Annotated in this window: 23 protein-coding genes and 2 pseudogenes; 11 read left to right on the top strand and 14 right to left on the bottom strand. The window is 58.5% G+C overall.

The genetic code is table 11. The features are described from left to right. Positions 1 to 294: 294 nt before the first annotated feature. On the bottom strand, positions 295 to 2,001 hold the full coding sequence (locus V1289_RS27790; protein ID WP_334400567.1) for a long-chain-fatty-acid--CoA ligase: 1,707 nt from the start codon (positions 1,999 to 2,001) through the stop codon (positions 295 to 297). Between the two features lie 127 nt (positions 2,002 to 2,128). Between V1289_RS27790 and V1289_RS27785 the strand changes: the two genes are divergently transcribed. Next, positions 2,129 to 2,257 carry a hypothetical protein gene (locus V1289_RS27785; protein WP_334400565.1) on the top strand — a complete coding sequence of 43 codons (129 nt, stop codon included), beginning with the start codon at positions 2,129 to 2,131 and terminating at the stop codon, positions 2,255 to 2,257. 81 nt (positions 2,258 to 2,338) lie between these two features. Here V1289_RS27785 and V1289_RS27780 read toward each other — a convergent pair whose 3' ends face one another. From V1289_RS27780 to V1289_RS27750, 7 genes and pseudogenes are all read right to left on the bottom strand, one after another. After that, the gene (locus V1289_RS27780) at positions 2,339 to 2,737 is read right to left on the bottom strand and encodes a nuclear transport factor 2 family protein (protein WP_334400563.1); all 399 of its coding nucleotides are present in this window, start codon (positions 2,735 to 2,737) and stop codon (positions 2,339 to 2,341) included. 329 nt (positions 2,738 to 3,066) lie between these two features. Continuing rightward, positions 3,067 to 3,858: an SDR family NAD(P)-dependent oxidoreductase gene (locus V1289_RS27775; protein WP_334400561.1), complete on the bottom strand. Its 792-nt coding sequence runs from the start codon at positions 3,856 to 3,858 to the stop codon at positions 3,067 to 3,069. 65 nt (positions 3,859 to 3,923) lie between these two features. Beyond that, complete coding sequence (locus tag V1289_RS27770) at positions 3,924 to 4,679, bottom strand: SDR family NAD(P)-dependent oxidoreductase (protein ID WP_334400559.1); 756 nt, start codon at positions 4,677 to 4,679, stop codon at positions 3,924 to 3,926. A gap of 132 nt (positions 4,680 to 4,811) precedes the next feature. Then, complete coding sequence (locus tag V1289_RS27765) at positions 4,812 to 5,795, bottom strand: zinc-dependent alcohol dehydrogenase family protein (protein WP_334400557.1); 984 nt, start codon at positions 5,793 to 5,795, stop codon at positions 4,812 to 4,814. A 202-nt stretch (positions 5,796 to 5,997) separates the two neighbouring features. Then, a complete protein-coding gene (locus V1289_RS27760; protein ID WP_334400554.1) occupies positions 5,998 to 6,558 on the bottom strand; it encodes an NAD(P)-dependent oxidoreductase in 561 nt (186 codons plus the stop codon). A gap of 396 nt (positions 6,559 to 6,954) precedes the next feature. Continuing rightward, positions 6,955 to 7,896 (bottom strand): annotated as a pseudogene (locus tag V1289_RS27755) (GlxA family transcriptional regulator); the annotation flags it as partial. An 89-nt stretch (positions 7,897 to 7,985) separates the two neighbouring features. Then, a pseudogene (locus tag V1289_RS27750) lies at positions 7,986 to 8,462 on the bottom strand (efflux RND transporter permease subunit); the annotation flags it as partial. Positions 8,463 to 8,765: 303 nt separating this feature from the next. On the opposite strand from V1289_RS27750, the gene V1289_RS27745 reads away from it, so the two are divergent. From V1289_RS27745 to V1289_RS27735, 3 genes are all read left to right on the top strand, one after another. Continuing rightward, a complete protein-coding gene (locus V1289_RS27745; RefSeq protein WP_334400550.1) occupies positions 8,766 to 9,359 on the top strand; it encodes a TetR/AcrR family transcriptional regulator in 594 nt (197 codons plus the stop codon). A gap of 474 nt (positions 9,360 to 9,833) precedes the next feature. Beyond that, on the top strand, positions 9,834 to 11,078 hold the full coding sequence (locus V1289_RS27740; protein ID WP_334400548.1) for a hypothetical protein: 1,245 nt from the start codon (positions 9,834 to 9,836) through the stop codon (positions 11,076 to 11,078). 43 nt (positions 11,079 to 11,121) lie between these two features. Further along, on the top strand, positions 11,122 to 13,347 hold the full coding sequence (locus V1289_RS27735) for a molybdopterin-containing oxidoreductase family protein (protein WP_334400546.1): 2,226 nt from the start codon (positions 11,122 to 11,124) through the stop codon (positions 13,345 to 13,347). Positions 13,348 to 13,629: 282 nt separating this feature from the next. Here V1289_RS27735 and V1289_RS27730 read toward each other — a convergent pair whose 3' ends face one another. Continuing rightward, positions 13,630 to 14,889 carry an MFS transporter gene (locus V1289_RS27730; protein WP_334400544.1) on the bottom strand — a complete coding sequence of 420 codons (1,260 nt, stop codon included), beginning with the start codon at positions 14,887 to 14,889 and terminating at the stop codon, positions 13,630 to 13,632. 124 nt (positions 14,890 to 15,013) lie between these two features. On the opposite strand from V1289_RS27730, the gene V1289_RS27725 reads away from it, so the two are divergent. From V1289_RS27725 to V1289_RS27705, 5 genes are all read left to right on the top strand, one after another. Continuing rightward, positions 15,014 to 15,487: a MarR family winged helix-turn-helix transcriptional regulator gene (locus V1289_RS27725; RefSeq protein WP_334400542.1), complete on the top strand. Its 474-nt coding sequence runs from the start codon at positions 15,014 to 15,016 to the stop codon at positions 15,485 to 15,487. Next, positions 15,484 to 17,550, top strand: a complete 2,067-nt coding sequence (locus V1289_RS27720; protein WP_334400540.1) for an FUSC family protein — start codon at positions 15,484 to 15,486, stop codon at positions 17,548 to 17,550. Before V1289_RS27725 ends, V1289_RS27720 begins: the two co-directional genes overlap by 4 nt. Then, positions 17,547 to 17,756 (top strand): DUF1656 domain-containing protein, encoded by a 210-nt coding sequence (locus V1289_RS27715; protein ID WP_334400538.1) that lies wholly within the window; start codon positions 17,547 to 17,549, stop codon positions 17,754 to 17,756. The genes V1289_RS27720 and V1289_RS27715 overlap by 4 nt, the downstream gene beginning before the upstream one ends. Next, on the top strand, positions 17,753 to 18,685 hold the full coding sequence (locus tag V1289_RS27710; RefSeq protein WP_334400536.1) for an HlyD family secretion protein: 933 nt from the start codon (positions 17,753 to 17,755) through the stop codon (positions 18,683 to 18,685). Before V1289_RS27715 ends, V1289_RS27710 begins: the two co-directional genes overlap by 4 nt. 263 nt (positions 18,686 to 18,948) lie before the next feature. Continuing rightward, positions 18,949 to 19,521, top strand: a complete 573-nt coding sequence (locus V1289_RS27705; RefSeq protein WP_334400534.1) for a TetR/AcrR family transcriptional regulator — start codon at positions 18,949 to 18,951, stop codon at positions 19,519 to 19,521. Positions 19,522 to 19,704: 183 nt separating this feature from the next. On the opposite strand, the gene V1289_RS27700 is transcribed toward V1289_RS27705, so the two are convergent. From V1289_RS27700 to V1289_RS27680, 5 genes are all read right to left on the bottom strand, one after another. Beyond that, entirely contained in the window at positions 19,705 to 20,541 is an 837-nt protein-coding gene (locus tag V1289_RS27700) for an alpha/beta fold hydrolase (RefSeq protein ID WP_334400532.1), read from the bottom strand. 47 nt (positions 20,542 to 20,588) lie between these two features. Then, positions 20,589 to 21,587: a quinone oxidoreductase family protein gene (locus tag V1289_RS27695; protein WP_334400530.1), complete on the bottom strand. Its 999-nt coding sequence runs from the start codon at positions 21,585 to 21,587 to the stop codon at positions 20,589 to 20,591. Between the two features lie 14 nt (positions 21,588 to 21,601). Further along, complete coding sequence (locus tag V1289_RS27690) at positions 21,602 to 22,468, bottom strand: MBL fold metallo-hydrolase (protein WP_334400528.1); 867 nt, start codon at positions 22,466 to 22,468, stop codon at positions 21,602 to 21,604. 128 nt (positions 22,469 to 22,596) lie between these two features. Beyond that, positions 22,597 to 23,604 (bottom strand): MBL fold metallo-hydrolase, encoded by a 1,008-nt coding sequence (locus V1289_RS27685; RefSeq protein WP_334400526.1) that lies wholly within the window; start codon positions 23,602 to 23,604, stop codon positions 22,597 to 22,599. Positions 23,605 to 23,824: 220 nt separating this feature from the next. Further along, positions 23,825 to 24,850: an MBL fold metallo-hydrolase gene (locus V1289_RS27680; protein WP_334400524.1), complete on the bottom strand. Its 1,026-nt coding sequence runs from the start codon at positions 24,848 to 24,850 to the stop codon at positions 23,825 to 23,827. A 262-nt stretch (positions 24,851 to 25,112) separates the two neighbouring features. Here V1289_RS27680 and V1289_RS27675 point away from each other — a divergent pair, with 262 nt between their 5' ends. Then, positions 25,113 to 25,814 carry a TetR/AcrR family transcriptional regulator gene (locus tag V1289_RS27675; RefSeq protein WP_334407714.1) on the top strand — a complete coding sequence of 234 codons (702 nt, stop codon included), beginning with the start codon at positions 25,113 to 25,115 and terminating at the stop codon, positions 25,812 to 25,814. Positions 25,815 to 25,885: 71 nt separating this feature from the next. Beyond that, the gene (locus tag V1289_RS27670; protein ID WP_334400522.1) at positions 25,886 to 26,350 is read left to right on the top strand and encodes a PaaI family thioesterase; all 465 of its coding nucleotides are present in this window, start codon (positions 25,886 to 25,888) and stop codon (positions 26,348 to 26,350) included. The last annotated feature ends 39 nt before the right edge of the window (positions 26,351 to 26,389 follow it).

Raw genomic sequence — 26,389 nt, 5'->3', positions numbered from 1 at the left:
AACCGACTACCGTTCAAACGGCTGCAGTTCGTTCAGCGAATAATCTGGTGATCAATTTTGTGACCACGCCGATGCATACTTTGAGCAAGTCGCTGTTGGAAGGATCCAAGGCGAACTCTCGAGTACGCAGACAAAGCATTTTTCGACCTGGCTTCAATACTCTGCACGTGAGAGTTCCTGCGATCGAAGAGTTGCAGGGTCGGACGCTTTTCGCACGCACCCTAGCAATTCCCTCCTAGTGCGCCCGTTGAGCATCCAACATGATGCATTCTTTCCAACGTTTCCGGCAGATCGCTATTTATCCGCCGATGACAACGTGGTTCGCGACAACTCAGCTTCCTGAAGTTGGCGCCACATAACCTTACCGGACGCATTCTTCGGTAGCGCCTCCACAAACTCAACAATGCGCGGCGTCTTATAGGCGCTGACCTGGGTTCGCGTCCAATCAATGATGTTTTGTTCGGTCAACTCGCTGTATGCCCCCTTGCGCACGACCACGGCCTTGACAGTTTCACCGCGATACGAATCGTTGACGCCGATGACACATACCTCCTGTATTCCAGGATGATGGAACATCACGGCTTCGAGCTCGGCGGGCCATATCTTATAACCGGAAGCGTTGATCATGCGCTTCAGCCGATCCATGATGAAGAAATATCCGTCCTCATCTCGATATCCCAAATCGCCGGTTCGCAGAAACCGTTTCCCGTCGATCGTTACGAATGCCGTCTCGGTCGCTTCCTCGTGGCCCCAATACCCGAGAAATACCTGCGGACCATGAATGACGATTTCACCCTTCTCTCCGATGGCTTGCACAGCGCCGGACTCGACGTCGATCACGCGCGCGTCCACGCCGATGAATGGCACACCGAGACATTGCAGCTTCGGTGCATCGCAAGGATTGAAGATCGTTACCGCCGCTGTTTCTGTAAGACCGTAGCCCTCCACAAAGCGGAGCTGGAACTGGTCAAACAGCCGTTCGGCGATGGCCTGAGGCATAGCGGATCCCCCACCACCGATATAAACAAGGCTGGAAAGATCGTACTGTTCGAGCTTTGGACTTCCCATCAGATCTATGATCATTGTTGGTATACATGTCCAGTGGCTCACACTGTGTCGCGACACGAGTTGGCTTGCTAACTCGCGATCCCAGCGGGGCATGAGCACCATCGTGCTTCCCGCGTAGATGCAGGCATGCAATACACAAACGAGACCTGTGATGTGAAATAACGGCAGAACTGCTAGTGCAACGGTTTCTGACGTCATGTCGAGCCAGAGGCTTGTCGCGATCGCGTTAAGCACTAGATTTGCGTGGGTCAGCATGCATCCTTTTGGCGATCCTGTCGTACCACTGGTGTAAGGCAGCAAGGCCAGATCATCGCGACCAGTGAGCAAGGAGGATAACTCGTCCGTGGATTGCATGACTTCCTGCCAATCATGCACGTCGCCCTGCGACAAGCTCGGAAGCGGATGGCGCTCGTTCAACCAATTCCGCCATTGTGATGGTATGGCGGACTTGTCTGTTCCTTTCAACACATCATCAAACTGGGTCACGATTAGATGGCGAAGTCGTTCCCCATCGATCCCGTTGCTCGCTGAGGCGACCTCGAGAGCGAGGTCGCCGGTCGTGATAGCGACACAGGCCTTTGCGTCTGTAATATAATGGCGCAACTCTTGCACGCGGTTCATGGGATTGACCGGCACCACCACGGCATTGGCACGCGCTATTGCATAGTGCGCAACAATCAGTTGCGGGCAATTTTGCATGACAACGAGTACACGATCTCCGCCTTCAACGCCGAGCGCAGCTAGGCGTGCAGCGAGGCGCTCGGCAGCGGATAGGAGTTCGACGTAGCTGATTTGACGATCAAAGAAGATCAACGCGGATCTGTCTGGATACCGCTTGGCGCTAACGACCAAGCAATCCCATAGCGACACCGCAGGCGGCTCTAACACCAGCGGTAACCGAGCCGGCCATGCCTTCAATCGATTTTGCCCCATCCTCACTTTGTCCTCATGTTACGAAACTGTTCCCAATACCTCACTACGGTGCTTCAACCCGTCCGTGTCGGAGATCAGCGCGTTAACGGAGCTGATCCCCGCACTGCCGTCGTCTTCCGAGCGCCGAGTGACGGTCGCACCGTCCGGCAACACGGGATCGACGCATCTTGTGACCTTCTACACGGTGCCGCCGATGGCGTGGCTGGGTCTACGCGGCAACCGCAAATTGGAAGCTCCCGAACAAATGTCGGATTAGCGATGCTTCTAGAGCCCAAGATGCAAGCTGCTGGCGACGTTGGAGCATCAGTAATCCCTGCAAGCCTCGGACATCGGGTTTCTATGACGGTGACGTGTTCTTGAGTAATTCCTGCATCATGAGTTGATGCACGAGCTGAATGGCCTTGAGTGGGCGTATCATGACCTTAAAACTCGTTATTTTATCGTCGTCGTTCCAGGAAATGATATCCACTCCGTTGATCGAAATCCCGTTGATCACAGTCTGCAGTTCCAACACGCTGGAATTGGAGGCAGTCCACTCACGCACATACACAAAGCTTGGATTGTGAAAGACTCGTTGCCCTGAGTATAGGTATTTCACGGTGATCGCTTTGCCGACTTGCGGCGTATGCACGACCGGTGACTCGAAGATCACTTCCTCGGCGAGACAAGCTTCCAATTCAGGGAGCGCGCCAGTGGAAAAGAATCTCTTCCAGTTGGTGATTGCAATTGGTTGCATGCGCGTCCTATTCTTGTTGCAGGGGACCAGCGCTGGCGTATACGGCGCGAACCATATAGGGCTGCAGGACACCTGTGCGAAACGTCATATCCGCCACTTTTTAGGACATGACGAAGATGACATCCGAAACCCCGAAGCCCAACGCGAGATCGCTTTGTGATGTACGCTTGCCTCTCCTCGGCGCGTCACGGTTCACTTCGCGAAGCCTCGACGTCTTTCTCGACAACGTCGCGCACACCGCTGCCGATCACGCCTGCCTCGAGTCCGGTGGTCATCGCGGCCAGGTCGTTCTGCAGGTTCTGGAGACCCAGGCCGTTGGCCAGTCGTCGTCAGGTGACGGAGCGTGCTCCGTCGACGAGCAAGACTTGGCCCGAGATGTATGAGCCCGCGGGCGAAGCAAGCAGGATTGCGGCGCCTACCACTTCCTCGGCCTCGGCGATGCGACCTGCCGGAGTTCTGGCCATTCGCACTTTCTCCCGCTCCGGATCGCCCCAAAAATCCTTGGAGAAGGCGGTCCGAACCATTGATGGTGCGATCGCGTTCGCCCTGACGTTAGACGCACCCCACTCGACTGCGATGCTCCGAACGATTCCGTTCAAGGCGGCCTTCGCGGCGCCGTATCCACCCAAAAGCGGGCTCGCGCGTTGCGAGGCGATGCTCGACATCATTACTATGCTTCCGTAGCGACGTTCGGCCATTTCCGGCAGGAACTGTCGGGCAAGTGCGAGATTGCTGCTGACCGTTGAGATCAGCAGGTTATCCAGTGCGTCCAAATCGGATTCATGCACGGGCCCTATGGACACGGGGCCGACGGCAACGCAGAACAGGATGTCTACCTTACCGAATGCGCGTTTAGCTTCCGTGCCGAATTGCCCGATATCTCGTCTATCGGTGATATCGCATCGCACGCCCGCAACATCGAAGCCTTCCTTGGACAGCGCATGTGCAGCTTGTTCAGTGTCTTCCTGCGTGTTGCTTGAGACTACGATTTTGGCGCCACACTGAGCGAGGCCTCGCGCAATTGCAAAGCGGTCGAGCCGGTAAGGGCGGCAACTTTGCCGGATAGATCGAACCCTTTGTACATATCGTTTACTCCCTAGTTGCCGACGGAGATCAATCATTAACGCCCGGACCAGGGCGAGTGGCGAGCTTCGGATCTCGTTCTGAGATTTCCCTGGCTGCGGTGCTACTGAGCAAGCATACCCCCGTCGACTGGAAGAATGTGGCCTGTCACCATTGCCGAAGCTGGGCTCGCTAGGAAGAGAACCGGACCGGTGACGTCATCTACCTCCGCGAGCCGGCCAAGGGGCGTCAGTTGCTCGAATTTGGAGACGAGATCTGGTTGGTCGGTGAGCGCGGCGATGAAAGGCGTCCGCACAGGGCCGGGAGCCACGGCATTTACCCGGATCCGAAGAGGCGCCCACTCGATCGCCCATGATCGAGTCATATTCACCACGGCCCCCTTGGTCGCTTGGTAGGCTATGTTGGGGTACCAACCTCCGGACAACCCCAGCATCGAGGCCGTGTTGACGATGCGGCCGCCCGGTACCATGTGCCGAACCGCCGCCCGGGCACAGATGAACATGCCGGTCATGTTAACGGCTACCACGGCATTCCAGTCGTCCAGGGTCAATTCGAGCGACGGATGGCGACGGTTTATACCAGCATTGTTGAACAGAACGTCGATCTGACCGTATCGAAGCGCGACGTCGGCGAAAGCCCGTTCGATCGCATCCGCCTCCCTCACGTCGGCCGTGATCGCTTGGCCGGAGATCCCAATTTCGTCCGCGACCTGAGTCGCTGCTGCCTCACGGGCGTCGAGAACCACGACCTGTGCGCCCGCCGCAGCGAAGGCAATCGCCACTGCTCTACCAATGCCGCTGCCGCCGCCAGTCACGACAGCAATTTGACCTTCAAGTAGAAAATTCGGAAGGGGGAGCATGTTCTTTTCCTCTCGCAGTTGGTCTCGAAGTCCACTCCTTGTCGAGTTCTTCCGGCTCCCGCCCCCCTCTCCGACATTGAGGCGGAAGGTTTTGCATCCGGTGAGCCAAACGCTTCGCAGACATGATTTACGTCAGACAGTCACGACCACTTTTCCGAACTGCGCGCCGGTTTCGAGATAGCGATGGGCGGCAACGATCTCATCGAACGGAAAGGTTCTTGCAATGATTGGCCGTAACGCGCCGGAGGCGAGTCCTTCGCCGATGAACAGCTTGAGCGCCGCAAGCTTGTCGTCGAGCGCTACCGCGGTCGGGAGAACAAATCCTCGGATCGTCAAATCCTTCCACAAGACATTCGCGAGCGGCAGCGGGGTGACGTCGGAACTGAATCGACCGTAAGGGATCAGCAAACCTCCGATCGCCGTCGCCTCGGCAAGTTTTTCAAAGGCTGGCCCACCCACTGCGTCGAACACCACCTCGGCGCCCTTGCCGCCGGTCAACCTAGCCACCTCTGTAACGATGTCCTGTTCCTCGGTAGCGATTACATGCGCAGCTCCCGCTTCGAGTAGTGCGGCCGCCTTCGCGGAAGTCCGGGTCAATGCAACCGGTTTCGCGCCGACCTTGCGTGCGGTCTGGATCGCAGCAAGTCCCGCACTGCTTGATGCTGCGGTAATCAATACCGTCTGACCGGTTGAAAGGCGGGCGATGTCGATCAGCCCGACCCACGCGGTGCCTAACGCCATCCAGGTCGCCGCCGCCTCCTGCCAACCCTGATTGGGGGGTATTTTGACGAGTGTCCTGGCCGGCGCGAGGGCAACCTCGCCATAGTAGCCGCGCCCCAGATCACCAGGGATGACTGCCACCCGGTCGCCCACCGCAAGACCGTCCACGTCCGATCCAAATGCTTCAATTATGCCGGCTGCCTCCACGCCAAGCTGCGCAGGCAAAGTTGCCTTGGTTGCGGATTTGCCAGACCGCATCAGAACTTCACCTCGATTCAGGCCGATAGCCCTTATCCGTAAGCGGACCTCCTTAGGACCAGGTTCGGGCACGACAACGTCTTCGATCTTCAGTACATCCGGACCGCCGAACTCGTGGAATCGAACGCTGCGTGACATTGGGCTCTCTCCTGATCGACAATTAAGTAGATCGCTCGCCAGTAGCGGGGAACGCCATTTTTGCCACCTTCTAGGACACGGCAGCTATAGTTCGGTCGTATTGTGAGTGCCGAAAACCGCCGAACGCTGCCGTTTAAGGAGCACGCCATCTTGGTCGGTCGTGACGTCCATACTCCCGCACACGCGAGAGGCGACCAATCCATCACCTTCGTTGCTGGCGTTCCTTCTGAGGCTCATGGGTTTGGAGGCTGATCGCCGCCGCATCGCAGCAGAAGGTACGGTAGAGATTCTCGACAACAGATTCGATATGCGACGTTGCCAACAGGTTCTGGAGAGATCGGAATGGGTAGTTCGCCTGCAAGGGCTCCGTGTCAGAAACGTCGACTGCCGCTCCCGCGATTGTTCGTCCGCGCAAGGTTGTCGATGAGCGCTTGCTCATCGACCATCGGGCCGCGCGACGCGTTGACCAACCGCGTTGTGAGCTTCTTGAGCGCCAGCTCGACGCCTCCGACGTTTCGAGGCTTTCAAAACATCGAAGTCGGTCCGCAGTCCCAGCAAACGGCCACAGAAATGGCCGCATCCTCATAAAGTTCGCACCTTTTACGCGGACGGCGGACCGATCCAAATTCAAATTCGATTCATTGCTGATCCCGAAGAGAACACCGATTTCGCATACCGTCGCGGCGCCGATATTCGAGTTTTTCCAACCTACATGTTCCTCATCAGAAGTCGCCGGTCCGTTGCCGTTTTGCGGCGATGACATCGCGAGCCTCGCGTGGACGCTGGAGAACCACTTGTCGGCGAGGTACCTTTAGCATAGCGCGCATACCCGCCAGGCGTGCCGGCTTCACTGCGCTACTATCCGGCCCGATGCTTGCCAACGACGAGTTATGATCCTTCACGGCCGATTTCTAACATCGGGCTACCGAAAAATTGGATCGCTGCGGACGTGCGTCTTGCCGACGGCGTCCTCGCCAAACATTGGGATATGTTGCAGGACGAAGTGACCAGGGCCGAGTCGCGAGGCGGATTGCCTATGTTCGGCGAGAAATTCTCGGAATGACGGCGCGTCGCCTTGCAGGGTGGCAGGCTGCTGAGTGACCACCAGATCGGCATCCCGGAGCGCGGGCAAGGAGCCGGACGGGATATCATGAAGCAGTTGCGCCTCCCTCCGCGTCTGGCGCCGCATCGCCTGCGGTGGCAGCCCGAATGCGCGCACGAACGCCCGCCGCATTCTTTCGCGATCCGCAAAGCCCGTCTGCCACGCGATACTCTCGATTGGATGCCGGCTGTCTTCCAACATCAACCGGGCGGCTTCAAGACGAAGCCTCTCGATGGCCTTTGCCGGCGACTCGCCGGTCTCGGCCGCAAACGCCCGCGTGAATTGACGGGGACTCAAATGGGCGGCGTCCGCCAGCTTTTCAACGGTAAGCTCGGTATGCAGATTTTTTCTCGCGAATGCGAGAGCGGTTTGAATTCGGTCGGACTTTGGCTCGAGTTGGAGAAGGGCCGAGAACTGCGACTGGCCGCCGGCACGCCGATGATGGATCACCATTTTCTTTGCGACCGAACTAGCAATTTCCGGTCCCATATCACTTTCGACCATCGCAAGCGCTAGATCCATCGTCGCTGTCATACCCGCAGAAGTCCATATCGATCCATCGATCACGAATATCCGGTCTTCCTGCACCTTTACTTTCGGGTAGCGTCTCTGAAGTTCTCGGGCGTAGTCCCAGTGCGTTGTCACCCGCTTGCCGTCGAGAAGGCCCGCTTCGGCAAGCGTGAATGTGCCGACGCAAGTCGCAGCCATCCTTCGGCAAGTCTCGGAAGCCTTCCGCAGGAACGCCAGCATTCCCTCGGACGGCCTGAACGACTGTTCCGTACTGCCCCCGACGATAAGCGTATCGAAGAGGGAATCGTCGAACGGCTCGGTCTCAACCACGAGCCCGGCCGACGTCCGTACTCTCCCCCCGTTCTCCGACAGAAAATGAACGTCGTAGCGGTGTTCACCAAGCTCCGAGTTCGCGACCTCGAAGATAGACATCGCAGCAAGGCTCATCACGTGAAAGCCAGGAAAGGTCACCACTCCTATTCGCTGCAAGGGAACCTCCCCCATCTGTTATAGCGTTGTTCAGGGCGACGGTTGTCCTCGCCGTGCTATCCGATTTACGCTTGGCGATCGCTTGCTGAAACGTCCACCGCTGCAATTCCGAGCTCTACGAGCTTGTCCAGCTCGAGCCAAGCTCGCATCGGGTATCTTCTCTCGCCAAGGACTGCTGCATCACCGGCGCCAGCAAACCGTTCGAGAGGATCGGCTATCTGTAAGCAGGCACGGTTCGATAGGGCCACCGGGTCAACCGATCCGCCCACCGACGTGAGATTGACCGTCAACGCGAAGCTTAGATTCTGCTTGCATCTCGCCCCGCCGGTTCGATTGACGATTGCCGGAACCAATGGCGTTGCCTGAGAAACGCGGTTCTGAATGTCGACCGTGGCGATATCGATCGGATACCCGACGTCAAGTGTGGTCCTGACCTTTGTCGAGCCAATGATCCGCTGCTCGAACGGCGTCTTTTCCGTATCGGCCACTACCTGCGCGCTGGCGCCGGGGTACGGCGCGCTGACGACGACCTGCGACGGCGCAATGTTCGGAAGCTGCGGGATCGGGTCAGGGGCCGGTTTCGATAGGGCCGCTGCGCCGTTCCGGAATTTGCCGCTTGACTTACAAGCACTGCCACGCCGACGGACCCGCTGCTGCCCAATCGTGTGCTCGTCCGGGGCAGATATCTTGCAGTGCAGCATTTCGAGCTTCATCGGCAAATCACTGACCCAGCGCAGGTTTTCAAAGACCCACCCTTCATCGCCCGATACCGCACTTTGGACCATCTTGACGTGACGGCAGCAGGAAGGTTAGGGGTTATGGTTATGAATAGTTACTGACCGGTCACACACATGTCAAGGCGCAGGCCAATGATTTCTGAAGGAGTGTTTATGGGGAGCGGCCGGACTTCGCCTCGCCCGCGCGAGCGGATCGTTGCCACTGCGCGAAACCTGTTTCATCAGCATGGAATCCGTGGCGTGGGTATCGACACGATAGCCGAGGCGGCGGCCACGAATAAGACGACACTGTATCGTCACTTCAATTCGAAGGACGAATTGATCATCGAGTGTCTGCGGTCCAGGGCCGAGGAAGGCAGAGAATTTTGGGCCGAGATCGAGGCGAGTAGCCCTGAGGACGGTCTTGCGCAGCTAAGATTTTGGGTGGGGCGCGTGGCAATGCGCCTTGTCAACGACTGCCGCGGCTGTGATTTCACGAACGCCGCTGTCGAACTGACCGAGGAAGACCATCCGGCACGCAAGATCGTCGGGGATATCAAAACCGAATATCGAGACTGGCTCGCCAAGCTTTGTCGCAAGGCCGGGATCCCGAGGGGCGAACTCCTGGCCGATACATTATCACTACTGCTCGAAGGGGCCCGCACCAGCCGGCAAAGCGTTGGACCGGAAGGTCCAAGTTCCCAGTTCCAGACTATAGCGGAGGCAATCATCGAATCCTTTCGATGATAAGAAAGGTAGAAGCTCCAAAGTCCCTGGCAGAAATCGCGACGGCCGCTCACAATCTCGTGCAATATCGTCGAGCAACGTGATAGCTCTGATTGCTCGAGCGCTTTTCCAGTGAATTCACCGCCTCGATGATTTTCACCTGCGGACAGACGTGAGTTCCTGTGTGCGCCTCAATCGGCCGCATCGCCCGCAGGAACCCTAGTCGTGATCGCAACGTTAAAGCCTCGCGGACAACGGCTGATCTAGGAAGATCGTCCCCGGGGCGAGAGTTCAAGAAGCAGCCGCAAGACCGATGCAACATTCCACGACGCCACACTTACGTTTGCTGTCGTGCCGCCGCCATTGCAGCACATGCTTTATGTCCCGAAACGTGGGCTAAACGTCATTTAACGCACCGCTTTGATCGCCTAGCTTTCGCCTATCCAAAACGCTGCCCGCTAAGCGTCTTCGGAGACGACGAGAGCGCCTGATGAGATGTTAGAGGTTAATGGCGATATCGAAAAGATGGTCGAACTGCTGGGGGCTGCGCGGAGCGAAATGGTCACGCAACTGGCGGTCGCCATGGCCATTACGCGAGACGCCCGGCTTCGGGGGCGACTGGGCGAAATCGCCGCAATCGATCCGGGTCAGGAGTTCGTGATCGGTCAGCTAAAGAAACAGAGCTGGCTCAAGGTCGGAGGGAACGGGTACACCGTCGATCGCAAGCGACAGGACGGGCTATCAGTCATAGATCTTGATGAAGTGCTTCGGACGCTACCGGAATTCGAACGATCGCTGCAGGATTCGATGCAGCGGACGCACGCAACGAGAGATTCGTACAACATTCTTGAGGCTCTCTTCGAACCGTCGCCTATTCAATCGCGATCAAACTTCAACGAGATATTCAAGTGGGCGCCTCTATTGGAACAGATCGCCTACAAGGCTGCGATGCGGATCCTTCAGATCCTCGATACGCTTCGGTCCGTTGTGCGGCTCGAACTGAGCGGAGCGCCCGGAATCGGCGCCACGAGCCTGCACACCTATTGGCAACTCGTCCATGCACTGGGCCAACTCACTTTGGTTGCCTCAAACAACGAGGCTCGCCCCTGGCTTGCAGATATGGCCAATAGCTTCATATGGCAGAGGTGGACGCCAAGTTTCGTGCTCCTGAGAGAACGTACGTTTTGGCTTGCTGCAATCGCGGCGAGGTCGGCGGCCGCCTTCGGCGACGCCGTCGTGGAAGGCTATCTGAGGAGGCTGTCGCAAGCCGAGCATCCCATGATGGTCTTCGACGCACTCTTCGGTTTGACGGCTATAGCCTTGGCCAATCCTTCGTCGAAGGCTTCGATCCTGACGGAACTCTACGGATTGAGAGACGCCAATCTTGCACTCACCCGGGACCATAGCGCCTATCTCATCTCGTACGAAAGCTCTGTCCGCGTACTGTCCCGACCGCCGGTCGAACTGCGGGAGTTCCGTGAACTGCACTGGCGTGTGGGCAGCCCTAAGGGCATGGCCACGCGCCCTGCCCTTGTCGGCGATCCGACTGCACTTTCCGCGGCTGGAGAATATCTCGGGTTTTCGATGCTGCCATTCGTTGCCTATAGCTTCCATGACGAGCATTTCCCGAAATATTCGGGCTCCTCCGAAACGGAAATATCCCGAGGGAAGGTTGCGGCCATTTTTCGTCGCGCATGGGTCCCGGAGCCGGTGACTTCCGTTCGGCATCTACTGAATTGAATAAAACAGGTCTGCAGAAGCGGCTTAGCCTCGGAGGATTTTCATGAGCGACCAAAAGCGCGTGCTATGCTCGAGCTGCGACATATATTGTCAGGTTCTGGCCGAGGTTTCCGATGATGGCGCCGCGCGAATCAAGGCCGCCGACAACGCGCCATTTCGGGCCAATATATGCATGAAGGGCGTTCATGCGCCGGAGGGATTTCTGCATCCGGACCGAATTAGGTTCGCGCTCCGCCGGGTGGGCGAGCGAGGCTCCGGACAATGGGAGCGGGTGACCTGGGACCACGCATTGGACGATATCGCTGCGCGCCTTTCTGCGGTGATCGAGCAATACGGACCCGAAGGGTTTGCCGTGTCGGCCAGTCCCTGGAATCTTCAGTCCGACAATGGCGTTGGTCGCCGCTTCATGAATCTAGTGGGTAGTCCGAACTGGATGAGCGGGGTCGCCCTTTGCGCCGGTAATACCGGCGCGATTAACCGGATGGTCTACGGTTGGTTTCCTTACCCGGACTATACGAAGACGAAATGTATCGTGCTGTTCGGCCACAACCCTCGAAAGCACAGCTGGACGCCGGTCTACAATTCAATTCGCGCAGCGCAACAACGCGGCGCAAAGTTGATCGTTCTAGACCCAAGACGCAGCGAAAATGCCGAGCTTGCGGATATCTGGCTTCCGTTGCGGGTCGGTACGGATGCGGCGATGTGCATGGGGTGGCTTAAAGTTATCATCGACGAAGGCCTTTACGATCAGGACTTCGTTGCGCGGTGGACGACAGGGTTTGAAGAGTTTCGCGCTCGCGTAAATGAGTTTCCGCTCGAACGCGTAGCCCGCATCACGGGAGTTCCGGCTGACCAGATTGCCGCAGCCGCACGCATGTATGCGACTGCAACTCCAGGCGTCATTCCATGGACGCCCATCACGGACCAGCAGCGTAACAGCACGTCTGCAATTAGGCTGCATTGCGCCCTTCGTGCGCTAACGGGAAATCTTGACGTCGCTGGCGGAGAGGTCTTGCACGGATTCCATCCGGATATCGTCTCGGAAAGTGAGATCGAACTCCACGAGGAACTTTCGGAAACTCAAAAAGCTAAACAACTCGGTTCACAAAAACATCCCGCATTTACCTATCGGGGAATGGAAGCCCTGCGAGAGCCAACCAAACGGGTCTGGGGTCTGGAGTACGCCAACCTGATATCAGGCAGCTATATGGCCAACCCTTCTGCAGTCTTTACAGCCATGGCGGACGGCGCACCGTACCCAGTAAAAGCGTTCTTCACGCTTGGCAACAATACTTTATTGAGTTTTGCCAATTTGCAGTTGATCTACCGCGCGCTTATGAATCAAGACTTGGTAGTATCGTTCGAGCATATGATGACGCCGACTTCGCAGTTGGCAGACTACGTTTTGCCGAGTGACAGTTGGCTGGAGCGTGCGAGCCTCTCCGACGGATTCGGATGGACCTCGATCTTTCGTCCTTCGCAGAAGGCGATGGAGCCGCCTGGCGAGTGCCGGAGCATCTACGATTTTTGGCGCGGTTTGGCGGCCCGAGTGGGAATTGCCGACAAGTTTCCGTGGAAGAACGCCGAGGAGCTACTCGATTTTCGGGTGGCGGCGCTCGGTATGAATTTTTCGCAATTCGCCGAGAGACATCCGTACCACATGAGAAAACTGGCCTTCAAAAAATACGAAAAGACCGGCTTCGCCACGCCGTCCGGCAAGGTCGAACTCAAATCGTCCGTCTTGGAGTCGCTGGGCTTTGATCCATTGCCCTATTACCGCGGCGAACCGACGCCGGATCCCGCGTTTCCGCTCATGGCATTCACCGGGGTGCGCGAGGACGAGTTTTTCCAGACCGGTCATCGCCACATTGCCTCGTTGCGTTCGCGCCGTCCCGAGCCTGAGATTTTTCTGCATCCTGACGATGCCGTCATGATCGGGGTAACGGGAGGTGAATGGGTTGAGGTTTCGACGAGCCAAGGGCACTGCAAGGGACGGACAGCTATACGGGACGACATGCCGAGAGGCCTGGTCCGCGTTCCCCACGGATGGTGGAAGCCGGAAATGCCGAAAGGAAAAGAAGGGCTATCTGGTGCCTGGGATTTTGCAGACGCACAGATTTGCCCCGATGATGACGACTACCTGGATCTCGAGCAGGGAATACCTCATTTGAAAGGCTTACCTTGCTCGGTGCACAAGCTGCCAACCTTACGCGCGTCCGAGAGCATAGCGGCGGTGTTGCCGGATTCGTTGCGGCCAAATAAATACTGACTGGAGCGATCTATCCGCCGCCTGAAGCGGCTCGCCAAGAGGCACGGGGTGAGGCTGCGCTAATCCTATCTGCGTGTCGAAGTAGCACGAGGCCACCGCCTCCAACCACCGCGCGAAGATCCGGTCGATCCGGCAAAGGACACCATGTCCACATGTGGAGCCTCCATTTTCCAATGCCCGCTTTTCTGTGCGTCGACATAGGCGGGACGGCTGAAGTCGCGGGATAGTCGCGAAGAGCGACGCGTGTAGATCCAACATCGAGCACAGGCTGCGAGACAACCCTCAAAAGGAGCCGAACCGATTCACACGACGGCCCAGCGCTGGGATCTTCACTTGGGGCCGCGCGAGTAGTCCGACGGCTGTGATGGCGCCGCATGCAGCGGTGGCGGCCATCGCAAGCGCCCATGTAGCGTACAATCTGCGATCGATAAGTGCGCCGCTCAGAAGGGGGGCTATGATGTTGGCGCTCGACATGAGCGACTGGTTGAGGCCCATGATCACACCTTGACGATTGAGTGGGACGCTTCGCGACAACTCCGCCGTAAGCGTCGTTCGAATGAACATCGTGCCGAGGATGATCAGCGTCAGGGAAAGGGCGAGAAGACTGATCCTTTCCACAACGGCGATTCCCAAAAATCCCGCTCCCATACACGCAAAGGCGATCGTAACGATGATCCTGTCAGGCGCATATCGACTGGCTCGTGTGATCAATAGGCCTTGGACAAGGATATTGATGAAGCCAGCGTAAGCGAACACGCCGCCGAGCTCTTTGGCACCGAACGGATGCCCCTGCCAGCTAAAGCGAGCGGAAAGGAACAGTGCAATCTGGGATAAGAACATCGAGTTCACTAGGAAAAATAAGATCAGAAGGCCGAGCAGGACCCACGCGGACGGCATCACCAGCAAATCCCGCGCACTCTCCGGTTCGGGTGCGGAATGGATGTCGAGAACTCCCGACTCTGGGTGGTCCGGCGGAAGCAGACCGATCGTGGCGATGATGCTGATCAGCGACAACAATGCAGCCGCCCAGATCGGGGCCGTGCTTCCGAATTGGACCAGCAGTCCCGATAGGGCGGGACCTACCAGCATACCGGTTCCGATCGCGCCACTTGTCGTCCCGAGCGCTTGCTTGCGCGTCGACGGCGCGCTGTGCTCGGCCGCATACGCGTGGGCGACCGAGATATTGCCTGACGTCAGCCCGTCGATGATTCGTGCCAGGAAAACCACCGTCAGGCTGTTCGCAGACGCAAGCAGCACAAATCCAATCAGGGTTCCGATCTGGCTGACAATCAGCACACCTCTGCGTCCGTATCTGTCTGACAACGTGCCGACCACCGGACCGGCAATCAGCTGACAGAGTGCATAGACGGAGATCAGAGCGCCAATGGTGAAAGGAGTCGCGCCGAGCTGTTGTGAGTAGAACGGCAACAGCGGCAGGATGATTCCCATTCCCGTAGCATCTACCGCCACGACGATGAATGTCGGGATCAGCGCTAGGACCTCCGTGCGGCATGCAACGGGTAAATCGTGCTGCGGTTTCATGACATCGCTCCGACGTGACGAGCGGGAGGCCCCTTGATCAGGGATTGCGTGGCCTGCTCGTCCTTTGGATGCATCTTATGCTATGTAGTTGCAGACTTCTAATTTGAATGCTATCTAATTTCGCATGGCTCTATCCCAAGCAAAAATCCATGCTGAAATCGGCCTCCTGATCACGCGGATTGGGCGCCTGTGGCGTCGGGAGGCGGATCAAGCGCTGGCTGCGCATGGCCTGTCTGAGGCGACGGCAATCCCTCTAATTGTACTGTTGCGCAGAGGAAAAAGCGCGCGGCAATGCGTGCTGGCCGAGGAAGTGGGCATCGAAGGGCCCTCCCTGGTCCGACTCGTCGATCTGCTGCAAGCCGAGGGGCTGGTGGAGCGCCGCGAGGACCCGACGGACCGGCGGGCAAAAACGCTCCATCTCACGGCATTGGGCGAAAAAAGAGCCAACGAGCTTGATGGGATATTGCGTCGCGTTCGGGCCCATCTGTTGAAGAACATTTCGGGCGAGGACCTTGCCGTGACGTTCGAGGTTTTGCAGAGGATCGAGCAGCGGGCCAGCCGTTTACTCGAGGCTGCTCTGGAGAAAACTCAGTTATGAGTTCGAATCAGCCGTTCCTGGTCCGTCACGCGAGCATCGTCTTCTCTCTCAAGACCTTCGCGGCGGCGATGCTGGCGCTGGTCATCGCGTTTTGGATGGATCTGCCCCGCCCTTATTGGGCGATGGCGACGGTCTATGTCGTCTCGCAGCCGCTTGCCGGCGCGACCAATTCCAAGGCGTTCTACCGCCTATTGGGGACAGTGATCGGCGCATCGGCCACCGTGGCAATCCTGCCCAACCTTGTCGATACACCGGAACTGCTAAGCTTGGTCATTGCGCTTTGGGTAGGGCTTTGTCTCTATCTTTCGCTGCTCGACAGCACGCCGCGCGGCTATGTGTTTATGCTCGCTGGATACACGGTAGCCTTTATCGGCTTTCCGCAGGTCTCGGAACCGGCGAGCATCTTCGATACGGCGTTGGCGAGGGTCGAGGAGATCGCGCTCGGCATCATCTGTGCCAGCCTAGTGTCGAGCATCGTGTTGCCGCGCAGCGTAGCCCCCACCGTTGCTGCGCGCGTCGACAAATGGCTATCCGATGCACAGCGCCTCAGCCAGAGCGTACTCGCCGGACTTGGCTCGGAACAGGTGTCGCTGAATCAACGGTTACACCTTGCTGCCGACGCGGTCGAAATCGACACTTTGTCGAGCCACTTGGCTTACGATAGGTCGATCGATGTCATTGCCGCGCGCGGGCTGCGTACGCTTCATTTGCACATGCTTGCGCTGCTACTACTGCTGGCCTCGATCGGTGATAGCATCGCGGCGCTCGGGGACAGATTGCGAACGACGCAGCCGGCCCTCGGCGGTCTGCTCGTCGATTTGGCGAACTGGGTTGCGACTGATGGCCATGAGCAGCAACCAGTCGACCGACTTCGTGCCGCGATCGCTGCGCAGAAACCGAAGCTTGATGCTAACGCATCGTGGGATCGGATTCTGGTCGCCAGCCTGTTGATAAGGCTGCGTGAACTGGTCGATCTCTCGCAAGATTGCAGGGCTCTCCGCCTCGCCATCGCGGCCGGTCACGACGCATCGCATGTGGAACTGGCGTTCCGTCCCGAGGCCGGTGCCGCGCGGGTCAGACACCGCGATCACGGTATGGCGGTTTGGTCCGGAGTAGGCACCATAATCTCGATCTTGATCTGTTGCGGCTTCTGGATCGGAGCCGGCTGGCCCGACGGCGCAACAGCACCGATGATGGCCGCCGCAGCCTGCTCTCTCCTTGCGGCTCAGGACGATCCTGCGCCTGGGATCCGCGGCTTCGCCTGGTGGTCGATCGTCTCCATCACCATCGTCGCGGTCTACCTGTTCGCCGTGCTGCCGATGGTCTCGAATGTCGAGATACTCATCGTGGTGCTTGCACCGTCTTTCCTAGTGTTCGGCGCCCTTCTCGCGCGCCCGGCCTCGGCCTTCGCCGGTTTGGCACTCGCAATCATCACCACGACGCTGCTGGCGTTACAGTCGACATACAGCGCTGATTTTGCTGCGTTTGCCAACTCCGGACTATCGATTGTGATTGGTTTAGCGACAGCTGCCGTGATGACAAGACTGACGCGTTCGGTTGGCGCCGAGTGGATTGCGAGACGCCTGATAAGAGCGAACCGGATGACATTGGCCTCGGCCGCTGAGCGGCGAGGCAGGGGCGACAGGGCGGCATTTGCCGGTGTTATACTGAATCGTCTCGGACTACTCGCTCCACGCCTTGCCGCCATTCCCGACAGCGATCTTCGCGATGTGGACATCCTCGGCCAATTGCGCGTCGGCCTCAATATCGTCGACCTGCGCCGCGCCCGCGATGGGCTGGCTCCACGCACGCTGCGCGCGATGGATGAGATGCTGGACCGGCTTGCCGTTGCGTTCCGCAGCCATGCCGGTGGGCCCATGCCGCCGGAGCTGCTCATGCACATCGATCTCGCGCTAACTGAGGCGATGACCGAGTCCCGCGATAACGTGAGGGAAGATACGCTGATCGGTCTGGTGGGGATTCGCCGCGGGCTATTTCCGGATGCGCCGGCCTGTCAGGCTAAGACTCCGGATCCATCAACTTTCAGGGGCGTCGCCGCATGAGGTACGAAATCGACGTCTTTGGAGTCCTTGTCCCCTCGCTGCTGCTATGGCTTCTCGTCAGCTATGCCCTGTGCGCGATGCTACGTCCGGTTTTCCAACGAACCGGCCTTTATCACCTTGTATGGCATCGCGCGCTGTTCGACCTTGCTCTGTTCGTCTGTCTGCTGGGGGGCGCTGTTTACCTGTCCTCGGAGTTTCTGCCGTGAAAAACACTTTCAGATTGCTGAACCGGTTCACCGTCACGGCTGTCGCCATTGTGGCTGCTCTCATCGTCGGAAACCATCTGTGGGCGTACTACATGGACGCGCCATGGACGCGCAACGGCCACGTCCGCGCCGATGTCGTCGCTATTGCGCCGGATGTGTCGGGCTTCGTGACCGAGATCCTGGTCCGCGACAATCAACAGGTGCGCCGCGGCGATGTCATTTTTCGTATCGACCGGGCGCGCTTTGCGTTGGCGTTGCAGCAGACAGACGCCGTTGTCGCTGGCCGCAAGGCCTCGCTCGATCAGGCGACGAGCGACCTGAAGCGCTATCGCGGGCTCACTACGGACGCCGTCTCACAGCAAAAACAGGAACAGGTGCTGGCCGCCCAGTTGCAGGCCAAGGGCGCCTACGATCAGGCGGTGGCCGACCAAGCAGTAGCCCAGCTCAATCTCGATCGGAGCGAAGTCCATGCTGCGGTGAACGGCACAATCTCCAATATGGACCTCCGCCCCGGCGCCTATGTGACAGCAGGCAAAGGCGTGATGGCTTTGGTCGATACCGACACGCTGCATGTGGATGGCTATTTCGAGGAAACCAAATTACCACGCATTCATGTCGGTGATCGGGTCACCATCCACCTCATGGGAAATGCAGCTCGACTCGTGGGGCACGTCGAGAGCATTGCTGCCGGCATTGAAGACCGAGATCGCGGCGAGGGAGCAAGCCTGCTTGCTAACGTCAACCCAACATTCAGTTGGGTGCGTTTGGCGCAGCGTGTTCCAGTGCGCATCTCGCTCGACAGTGTGCCGGCCGACGGAACCCTTGTGGCGGGCCGCTCAGCGACTGTAGAGATCCTGTCGCAGGAGCCGATTGGCTTTCCGTGGTTTCGCTACCGGTCCGCTGCAGCTCAACAGCCAGAACGTCTATAGCGGCGCCGGTCAGATCCAGCGCAGCCTCCAGCATTTTTATAAGCAAACAATGAGAAGCACTTTACCAACCCTCGTAACTCTCTAGAGACCTCTGGAGATGCCCCACCGGAGGTCCTATTCATTCCAGGGGCGCCGATCCAGAACTTACCCCAGCGCTTCCGCTCGAAAATCCGGATAACCGGAACTATCCGGACCCGCATGTTGCTGCAGTGATTTTCCCGGAAGCGATCAACATTTAGCGGCGGAGGTCATAAATAAGCGTCATGGCAAGACCCCGCAGCTTCGATCCGGACGAGGTCCTAGATATTGCTCGCGATGTTTTTTGGCGTAAGGGCTTTCAGGCGACCTCCCTGGATGAGATCACCGCAGCGAGCGGCATTGCGAAACCCAGCCTCTATGCCGCTTTCGGCAACAAAAACGCACTCTTCTTGAAAATTCTCAATCGTTACCACGAGGGTATTCTTGCGCGTACTGAGGGGGTTTTGTCCCGACACAGCTCGGCGCGTGAGGCCATTAGGCAATGGCTCAACGGCCTCTTGCAGAGCTCCCGTATCAAGGGACAGCGAGGGTGTCTGTCAATTAACGCTGCGACAGACGGCGCGCTCGATCAAGATGAGTACCGCACAAGCATCGCGAGATATAATAGGCGTCTCGAGGGGCTATTGCGAGCCCGCCTTCGAGCCGATCGCGCCCAATTCAACAAGAACTTTGACCCGGATCTTACCGCGCATGCGATCATGGTCGTGCGTGCGGGTCTAATGTCGCTCGCACGTCAGCCTCCCGAGCCAAAGAAAGCTAAGGCAATCATTTACCATCTGATGACGTTGCTCGCTTAGGCTGCCGTCACTTCGTCGAGGGGACGCAACCGGCGAACATGCGCGAAGGGATGCGTCCGAACCGCGAAGTCGGACGAACCAGATCGATCGGGATACTTTGGGCCCACGTGGTCAGAAAAACTACGACAAAGGTTTCGTCACGAAGGTTGGCGGTGCCGGACCTGTCCTCACAAACGTGCCGGCTCAAGTATCCAGAAAGAGCTGGGTATGCGCCACGAAGAGCGCGGGATACTGGAATAGCGCTCCATGCCCGGAGTCCGGATAAACAATCAATTGAGAATTAGGAATATGCTGCGAAAGCGTGAACGAGTTGATGGTCGGCACCATGATGTCGCTATTGCCGTTTACCACGAGCGTCGGTTGTTTGATGGTCTTCAAATCAGCATATCGTTCGCCGCGTGGCCGAATCCATTCCATCAGAGCCGCTTGCTGCGCCTTCATTGTTTGAACCGACGACGGAGTATCAGCATCCTTGCGCTGATGACGCCGCTCCCAAAATGCCCTCCCGGCGGCCTGACCTGCTTCTGAAGGCGAGAAGAAGAGAAACAGAAACTCCTCGCAGACGGGCACGGGATTTCCGGCGACTTCCGAAACACGCGGATTCATCCTCGGCTCGCCATCACGCGGCCCCGTTCCCGCAAGCACGAGGCGCCTAACGAGATTTGAATGACGCATCACCAAACTCTGCGCAACGTAGCCTCCGAGGGAGAAGCCCAGCACATCGACCTGAGACAATTCCGAGGCATTGACGAATGCAGCGACGTGGTCGCCCATCGCGTCGACCGTCTCCGGCGTTTCGCCGCTCGAACTAGCGACACCTGCATTATTGAAGAGGATCACGGGACGTCCTTGTGCAAGACCGTCTGTAACCCGCGGATCCCAGTTATCTAAGCCGCCACGGAAGTGTTGAAGGAAGACAAGGGGCGTTCCACGTTCTGAGCCGAAGCGCCTGTACGCGTATCGGATTCCGTTTTCTTCGACGAAGCGGGTCGGAGCCGTGAAGTGGGTTTCTTTCGTCATATTCATTCCTTTGGCTACTGCGGAAGCGGCCGCCAAGCATCCTGGCCTCAGTCGCCCACCCGCATTAGCACCCGACCAAACGGCCGGTCCTCGATCAGGTGGCGAACCGCGTCCGCCGCATCGGAGAGCGGAAACACTTTGGCGACAGTTGGTTGGATCGCACCTTCAGACAGATAGCCGATGAGTGTCTTCTGCGCAGCGGCCAACGTCTCCGGCGCAAAGGCCCTAAAAGTGAAGCCACGTATCTTCGCTGCCTTCCAGATGATGTCGGTGAGGTTGACGCTCGCCTCGCGACCGCCGGCGTAGCCGATCACCGCGTACGTCCCTCCGGGAAGCAGGCAACCGAGAGCCTCGCGCGTGAGCTTTCCGCCCACCCCATCGATAACGACGTCCACGCCGCTGCCACCCGTCAGCCTCATCACGCCGTCTCGCAGGCTCTCGCGCGAGAGGTCGATGACGTGCTCGTAGCCGGCAGCATGCGCCTTCTCCGCTTTCGCGCTAGTGCTGGCGGTGGAAATCGCGAGCGATGCGCCAAGCTTGCGGGCAATTTGCACACTCTCCATACCCACCGCGCCACCTATACCGGGAGCGAGCACGCTCTGCCCCGGTTTGAAGGCAACAAACTCCGTCAGCACGAGATACCCTGTCAGATAGCCAGCGCCGGCGAGGAAGGCCGCGGCGTGATCGTCATCGATATGCGACGGGATTGGCATCAGGCCCGCGGCGGGTACGGTAACCAGTTCTCGCCAAGTGCCGTCAGCAATAATGCCAAAGCCAGGCCCGGTGACGAACACGCGGTCACCGATTTTAAATCTGGGGCTCTTCGTCTCCACGACTGTGCCCGCCCCCATCTGACCGCCAATACGCGGCAAATTCTCTGGCGTGGCCGCATAATGGTGGCCCGAGCGAAAGGTGTTATCCAGCGGATTGATCCCGACTGTGCGCATCCGCACGAGTACCTGACCGTCGTTCGCAGCCGGCGCCGGAAGATCAACGAACTTGTTCTCCGCATAACCGCCGTAGGCACCATACTGGATCGCTTTCATGAGTGGGGCTCCTTTCAAGTCGCGCTTTTCGCGGCAATGGCGCTGCCCCAGAGCGATCCCGGGTTGATCCGGTTGGGGTAGAGGGCGAGCATCCGGTCGTAGAGGTCGCGAGCGGTCGCGGTTTCGCGGTCCACGCGATCGAAATCGCGGATATATCGGCGTGTTGCTTCGATGTGGAGAGGGCTGCAATCTGGGTCGAGGGGACCATGGCCAACGACAACCGCCTGCGGATTGATCGCGGCGAGCCGATCGATGGCTGCGAGCCAAGCCTGCCGGCCGGCTCGGTCAGACTCCACAAGGAACGGATGCGTTTCGTTGTAAATCGCGTCACCGGCGATCAGCAGGCCAAGCGACGGGATATGCAGCGCGGTCGTGTCGTCAGTGTCTGTGTGACCGGTGTCGATCACGTAGATCTCGTGTCCCTCCAGATCGAAGTGCTCCGCGTGCAATTCCGCGGCGATCGTCAGACGTTCTGGAATCTGTCCCGGCCAGCGACGGGACCAATTATTCGCGACCACGTCGGGGGCAGCCGCCGTGCGCATCGCCCGCACCACGTTGGGTCGAGCGACGGCGCGCGCCTGCGGAAAGCGCTGCAACAGTGAGGTTAGACCGAAGAAGTGGTCCGGATGGCCGTGCGTCAGATAGATCGTGCGCAGCGTTCGGCCCTTGGCCTCTATCCAGTCGGCCAGCTCTGCTGTTTGCGCCTCGCCGAGAAAGGTGTCGACCAGCAGCGCATCACGCTCACCCCAAATGAGGGTGACGGTGTTCGCAACCCAAGTCAGCGCCTCCTTGCCGGGCGGGACGCCCTGGGTGGCGCTGCTGCGCTGCCGGATGAAGAGTTCCCAGTGAAGCGTCGGGTCTCGCGAATCCGTGGTTTTCATTGGCGCTTCACCCTGCCCAGAACATTCAGAGATAGGCCTCGAACCAACACGTGAATGCGGGATGGCTCGGTGCCTACCGTCACAAGAGGAATTCTTGCCCCGAGGCGCCAAGCGCTCGCTGGCGCCGTTCAACGGGGCGCGGCGTAGAGGTAGCTTGCGGACAAATCGACGAAGCCGGCCTGCTGCAGATCGGGGAAAGCGGCTCTTAGGTTCTCGCTGTAGGTTTTCGCGTTGGCGGAAGCCGCATGGATCTCCTTGGCGCGCTTGACGTAGTCGATCGTGCTGTCGATCGCGGAGCGGCCGACGGGCGTGTCATGCCCGATGATGATCGTGTCGTAGCCTTGAAGCGCCTTGAGCTGTTCGAGAACGATCATCCAGTGATCGAACTGATTTGCACCCGTGAAGGGGTGTTGGTTCGGTGAAAACACCAGATCGAACGCCATCAACACTTTTTGGTCAGGCAGTAGCGCGGCGAGTTGCAATTCCGATTCGCCGTCGACGAACCGTTTAAAGTCATAGGTGACGCCGTCGATCCGTTGCACACCCTCGGTGATTATCTCTGTCGGGATGGTCACCTTCGTCGCGACCTTGTCGCCGTAAGTCCGGCGGAGGCCATCGAGCCTCGCCGGGCCTCTGGCACGGACCTGGTCAGCGATCCCGTCCAGCGCGAACACGCGGGCGTCGGGGAAACGCTCGGTCAGAACCTGAAGACCGCCCCAGTGATCGGTATGCCCATGCGAGAGAATGATCCGATCGATGGGCTTGCCGAGCGTCTGCACATATGACGCAGCTTCCTCGGCATAGGGTAGCAAGAGCTGACCATCGAAGATGACGACCGCCGTTGGTCCCTCGATCATCTGGGTATTGACGTGAAACCCATCGGTAGGGCTGAGGTAGGAATGAATTTTGACGGGTCCGAACTGGCTCACGAGGATGGCCCCCATGCGGTCCGACGCCGCGGCATCCTTGGTCACGGGCGCGCCACTGTTCTGCGCCAGCTCAGGGTTTTTGGCGGCGGCGGCCGAGGTGGGCAAGCCGACGAATGAGACCAGCGCGGCCGCAGCGAGCTGGAGAAACTGAGAACGGGACAGATCGGCTTGCGACAAACGCTGAAACTGTGAGTTGCCTGGCAGCATTTTCTTTTTCTCCCTTGTCCCGGACTTCTTGAAAAAACCAATGAACGCAACGACAGCCTTGGAGCCCGTGAGATGGTCGCTGATACGGTGACGGTCGCCCGCGTATCCAACAGATCGATCCGCGAGCGAAAGAGCGACGTGTTGCTAGTCGTCCCCGACGGCGATTCTCAAGCACTGCTGCCTGGAAGACATCGCGCGCCGGCGAGATGTCTTCCGCTCGCTACCAGATCCACGGGGTAGCTTCCCAGTGGTACGCCGCCTCGCGTCGGACGACATGTCCAATCCCTGGGAACGGAAAGTGATAGCCCATCGCCATGACCCTATCGGTCGCGACGCGGTTTAGAATGGACTTGCGCGACTTGATCGCCTGCGCGGGATCGTAGTCGAAGATGGGCGACCAGTTGGGACGCTGCAAGCTCGTCACCGGGTGATGGGCAATGTCTCCCATATGCATGAGTTGCTCCTTGCCCGAAGCGAACAGGATTGTGGCATGGGACGGCGAATGTCCCGGCGCAGCGATATAATGCACGCCGCTTGTGATTTCCCCGCCCTGCTTCACGAACCGGGATCGGGAGGCTATCTGTGGCAGGTCTCGAGCTGCCTCAATCGTGCCCTTCTTGAACCCATCGGGCATGGGCGAACTGTTGACCTCACTTTCGTAACGGCTGCCGGTCCAGTAGTTCCACTCCGTGTCGACAAAAACGAACTGAGCCTTCGGAAATGCCAAAGCGCCCGATTTCGTCACCAAGCCACCGATATGATCCAGATGACCGTGCGACGTCACGACCAGATCGATACTCTCTGGCGCGATTCCGGCCCGGCCAAGGTTCGCCTCGAGCCCGGGAAAGCTACCGAAGGACGGACCCAGTTTTTCTCCAAAGCCGGAATCAACAAGGATACGCTCCCGTCCCGTGTCCACCACCAGGATGTTGTTGGTGATTTGGATCACCGGCTGCATGAAGTTTGCCTTCAACACCGGAGCGAGTTCAGCTTCAGAGGCGTTCATAGCTAGGATCGGCCTGATCGGGATCTGCCCATAGCCATCCGAGATCACGGTCGCCTGGAAGTCGCCGATCTTGAAGCGATAGAAGCCATCGCCGTTTAGAGGCTCTGCGCCGGCTTGACGGACGCCTTCCGCCAGCGCCGAGGCGGGGGTGAGCAACGGCGTTCCCATTGCAGCAACAGCCAGCCCGGTGCCGGCACGAAATACACTGCGACGCGTCAAGATCGTCGGGGGCTTAATCATGGCTATCTCCAGGTTGAAGGCGCTGCGTACCAACGCGGAAGCGGCAGTGTTCACAAATGATGAAAAACACAATGTCGATCGCAATTGTCTTTGTCAATAAAATTTCGTTGAAAGGTACTATTTTACTATTTCAGTTAAACTCAACACCCTCGCATTGAGTCAATTCATTGAATTCGCGCCAGATAGCGCACCCTCTTCGTGCCTCTGTGCATCTCAGCCTGTTGTCGGAATCTGACCGTAATTGTTGATTGTAAACGTAATCGTGAAGCATTACGTCAATGCCTGTGGCGGCAAACGAATCGAGGAGCAAGCTTTGGGCGTGTCGAGAGAACAGGCTTCGGAAAACCGCCGCGCGATTGTTGCCGCGGCGACGCGGCTATTCAGAGAGCGCGGAGTGGAGGCCGTCGGGCTGAGCGAACTGATGAAGCATGCCGGCTTTACGCAAGGTGGCTTCTACAACCACTTCGAGTCAAAGGCCGCTCTGGTTGCCGAGGTGCTTGCTTCGGCAATGGCTCAGGGGAACGCCGAGTTAGCCAGGAACGCAAGGGTGCCGGTCGATGAGTCAACCACCGCTCTTCGGCGCTACATCAGCTGGTATTTGTCGCAGGGCCATCGCGACGACATCGACCACGGCTGCCCCGTCACCGGATTTGCCGGCGATGCCGCTCGCTTCGGCGCCGAAGCACAGTCGCATTTCGCAGGCGGATTGGACGATCAGATAACGATCCTGGCCGGACTGATCGCCGAAAGTGGATCTTTGGCTGCGGCACGCGAGCGCCGGACGTTACGCGAACGGGCAATCAGCTTGCATTGCGAAATGCTGGGCGCGCTCGTCCTATCACGGTCTGTCGCGCAAGCTGCGCCGGCGCTTTCGAACGAGATTCTGGAGAACGTCAAGCGAGATGTACTCGCATCTCTCGATGAGGGTTCGAGCGATGCCCCCAAACCGCGAAAGAAACACTAGGCAGAACGCGTCCGGTGCGGAGCTCTGAAGACGGTGATGATCGAACACGAACCAGTTGAAGGGCTAACGGCATGGATCCTACCGCAAGCGAAGGCGTTTCCGCTCTCTCTGGTCTTAAGTACTTCAGAGCGCTCATAGAGGGTTCCATTGCGCGCCCGGGGATACTCAAGCTTTTCGATATCAACTTTGAGGCTGCCGAGCCTGGGCTCATCGTGCTAACCGCGACACCGACGGCAGAGTACTACAATCCCTTGGGGTTCGTGCATGGTGGTTACGCGGCCGTCCTGCTTGATAGCTGTATGGCAGCAGCCATCGTAACTTCGCTCGAGCCTGGCCTTTCCCCCATGACGCTCGAATACAAGATAAACTTCACAAGACCGATGTCTGCCGATACGGGGGTCGTCCGCGGAGAGGGCAAGACGCTACATGTCGGTCGGCAGATGGCCATCGGCGAAGGCAGATTGCTCGACGCGAAGGGTAGGCTTCTCGCCCACGGGACGACCACCTGCCATGTCGTGCGGGATGGGGTTACCTGAGGGTCTTTGCGCAGCGCGAACGCCTTGCCAGACCCGAAC

It is taken from the genome of Bradyrhizobium sp. AZCC 2289, from assembly GCF_036924615.1.
Lineage (GTDB): Bacteria > Pseudomonadota > Alphaproteobacteria > Rhizobiales > Xanthobacteraceae > Bradyrhizobium.
The sequence above is the reverse complement of the archived record's forward strand: the minus strand, read 5'-3'. Positions and strand labels throughout refer to the sequence as shown.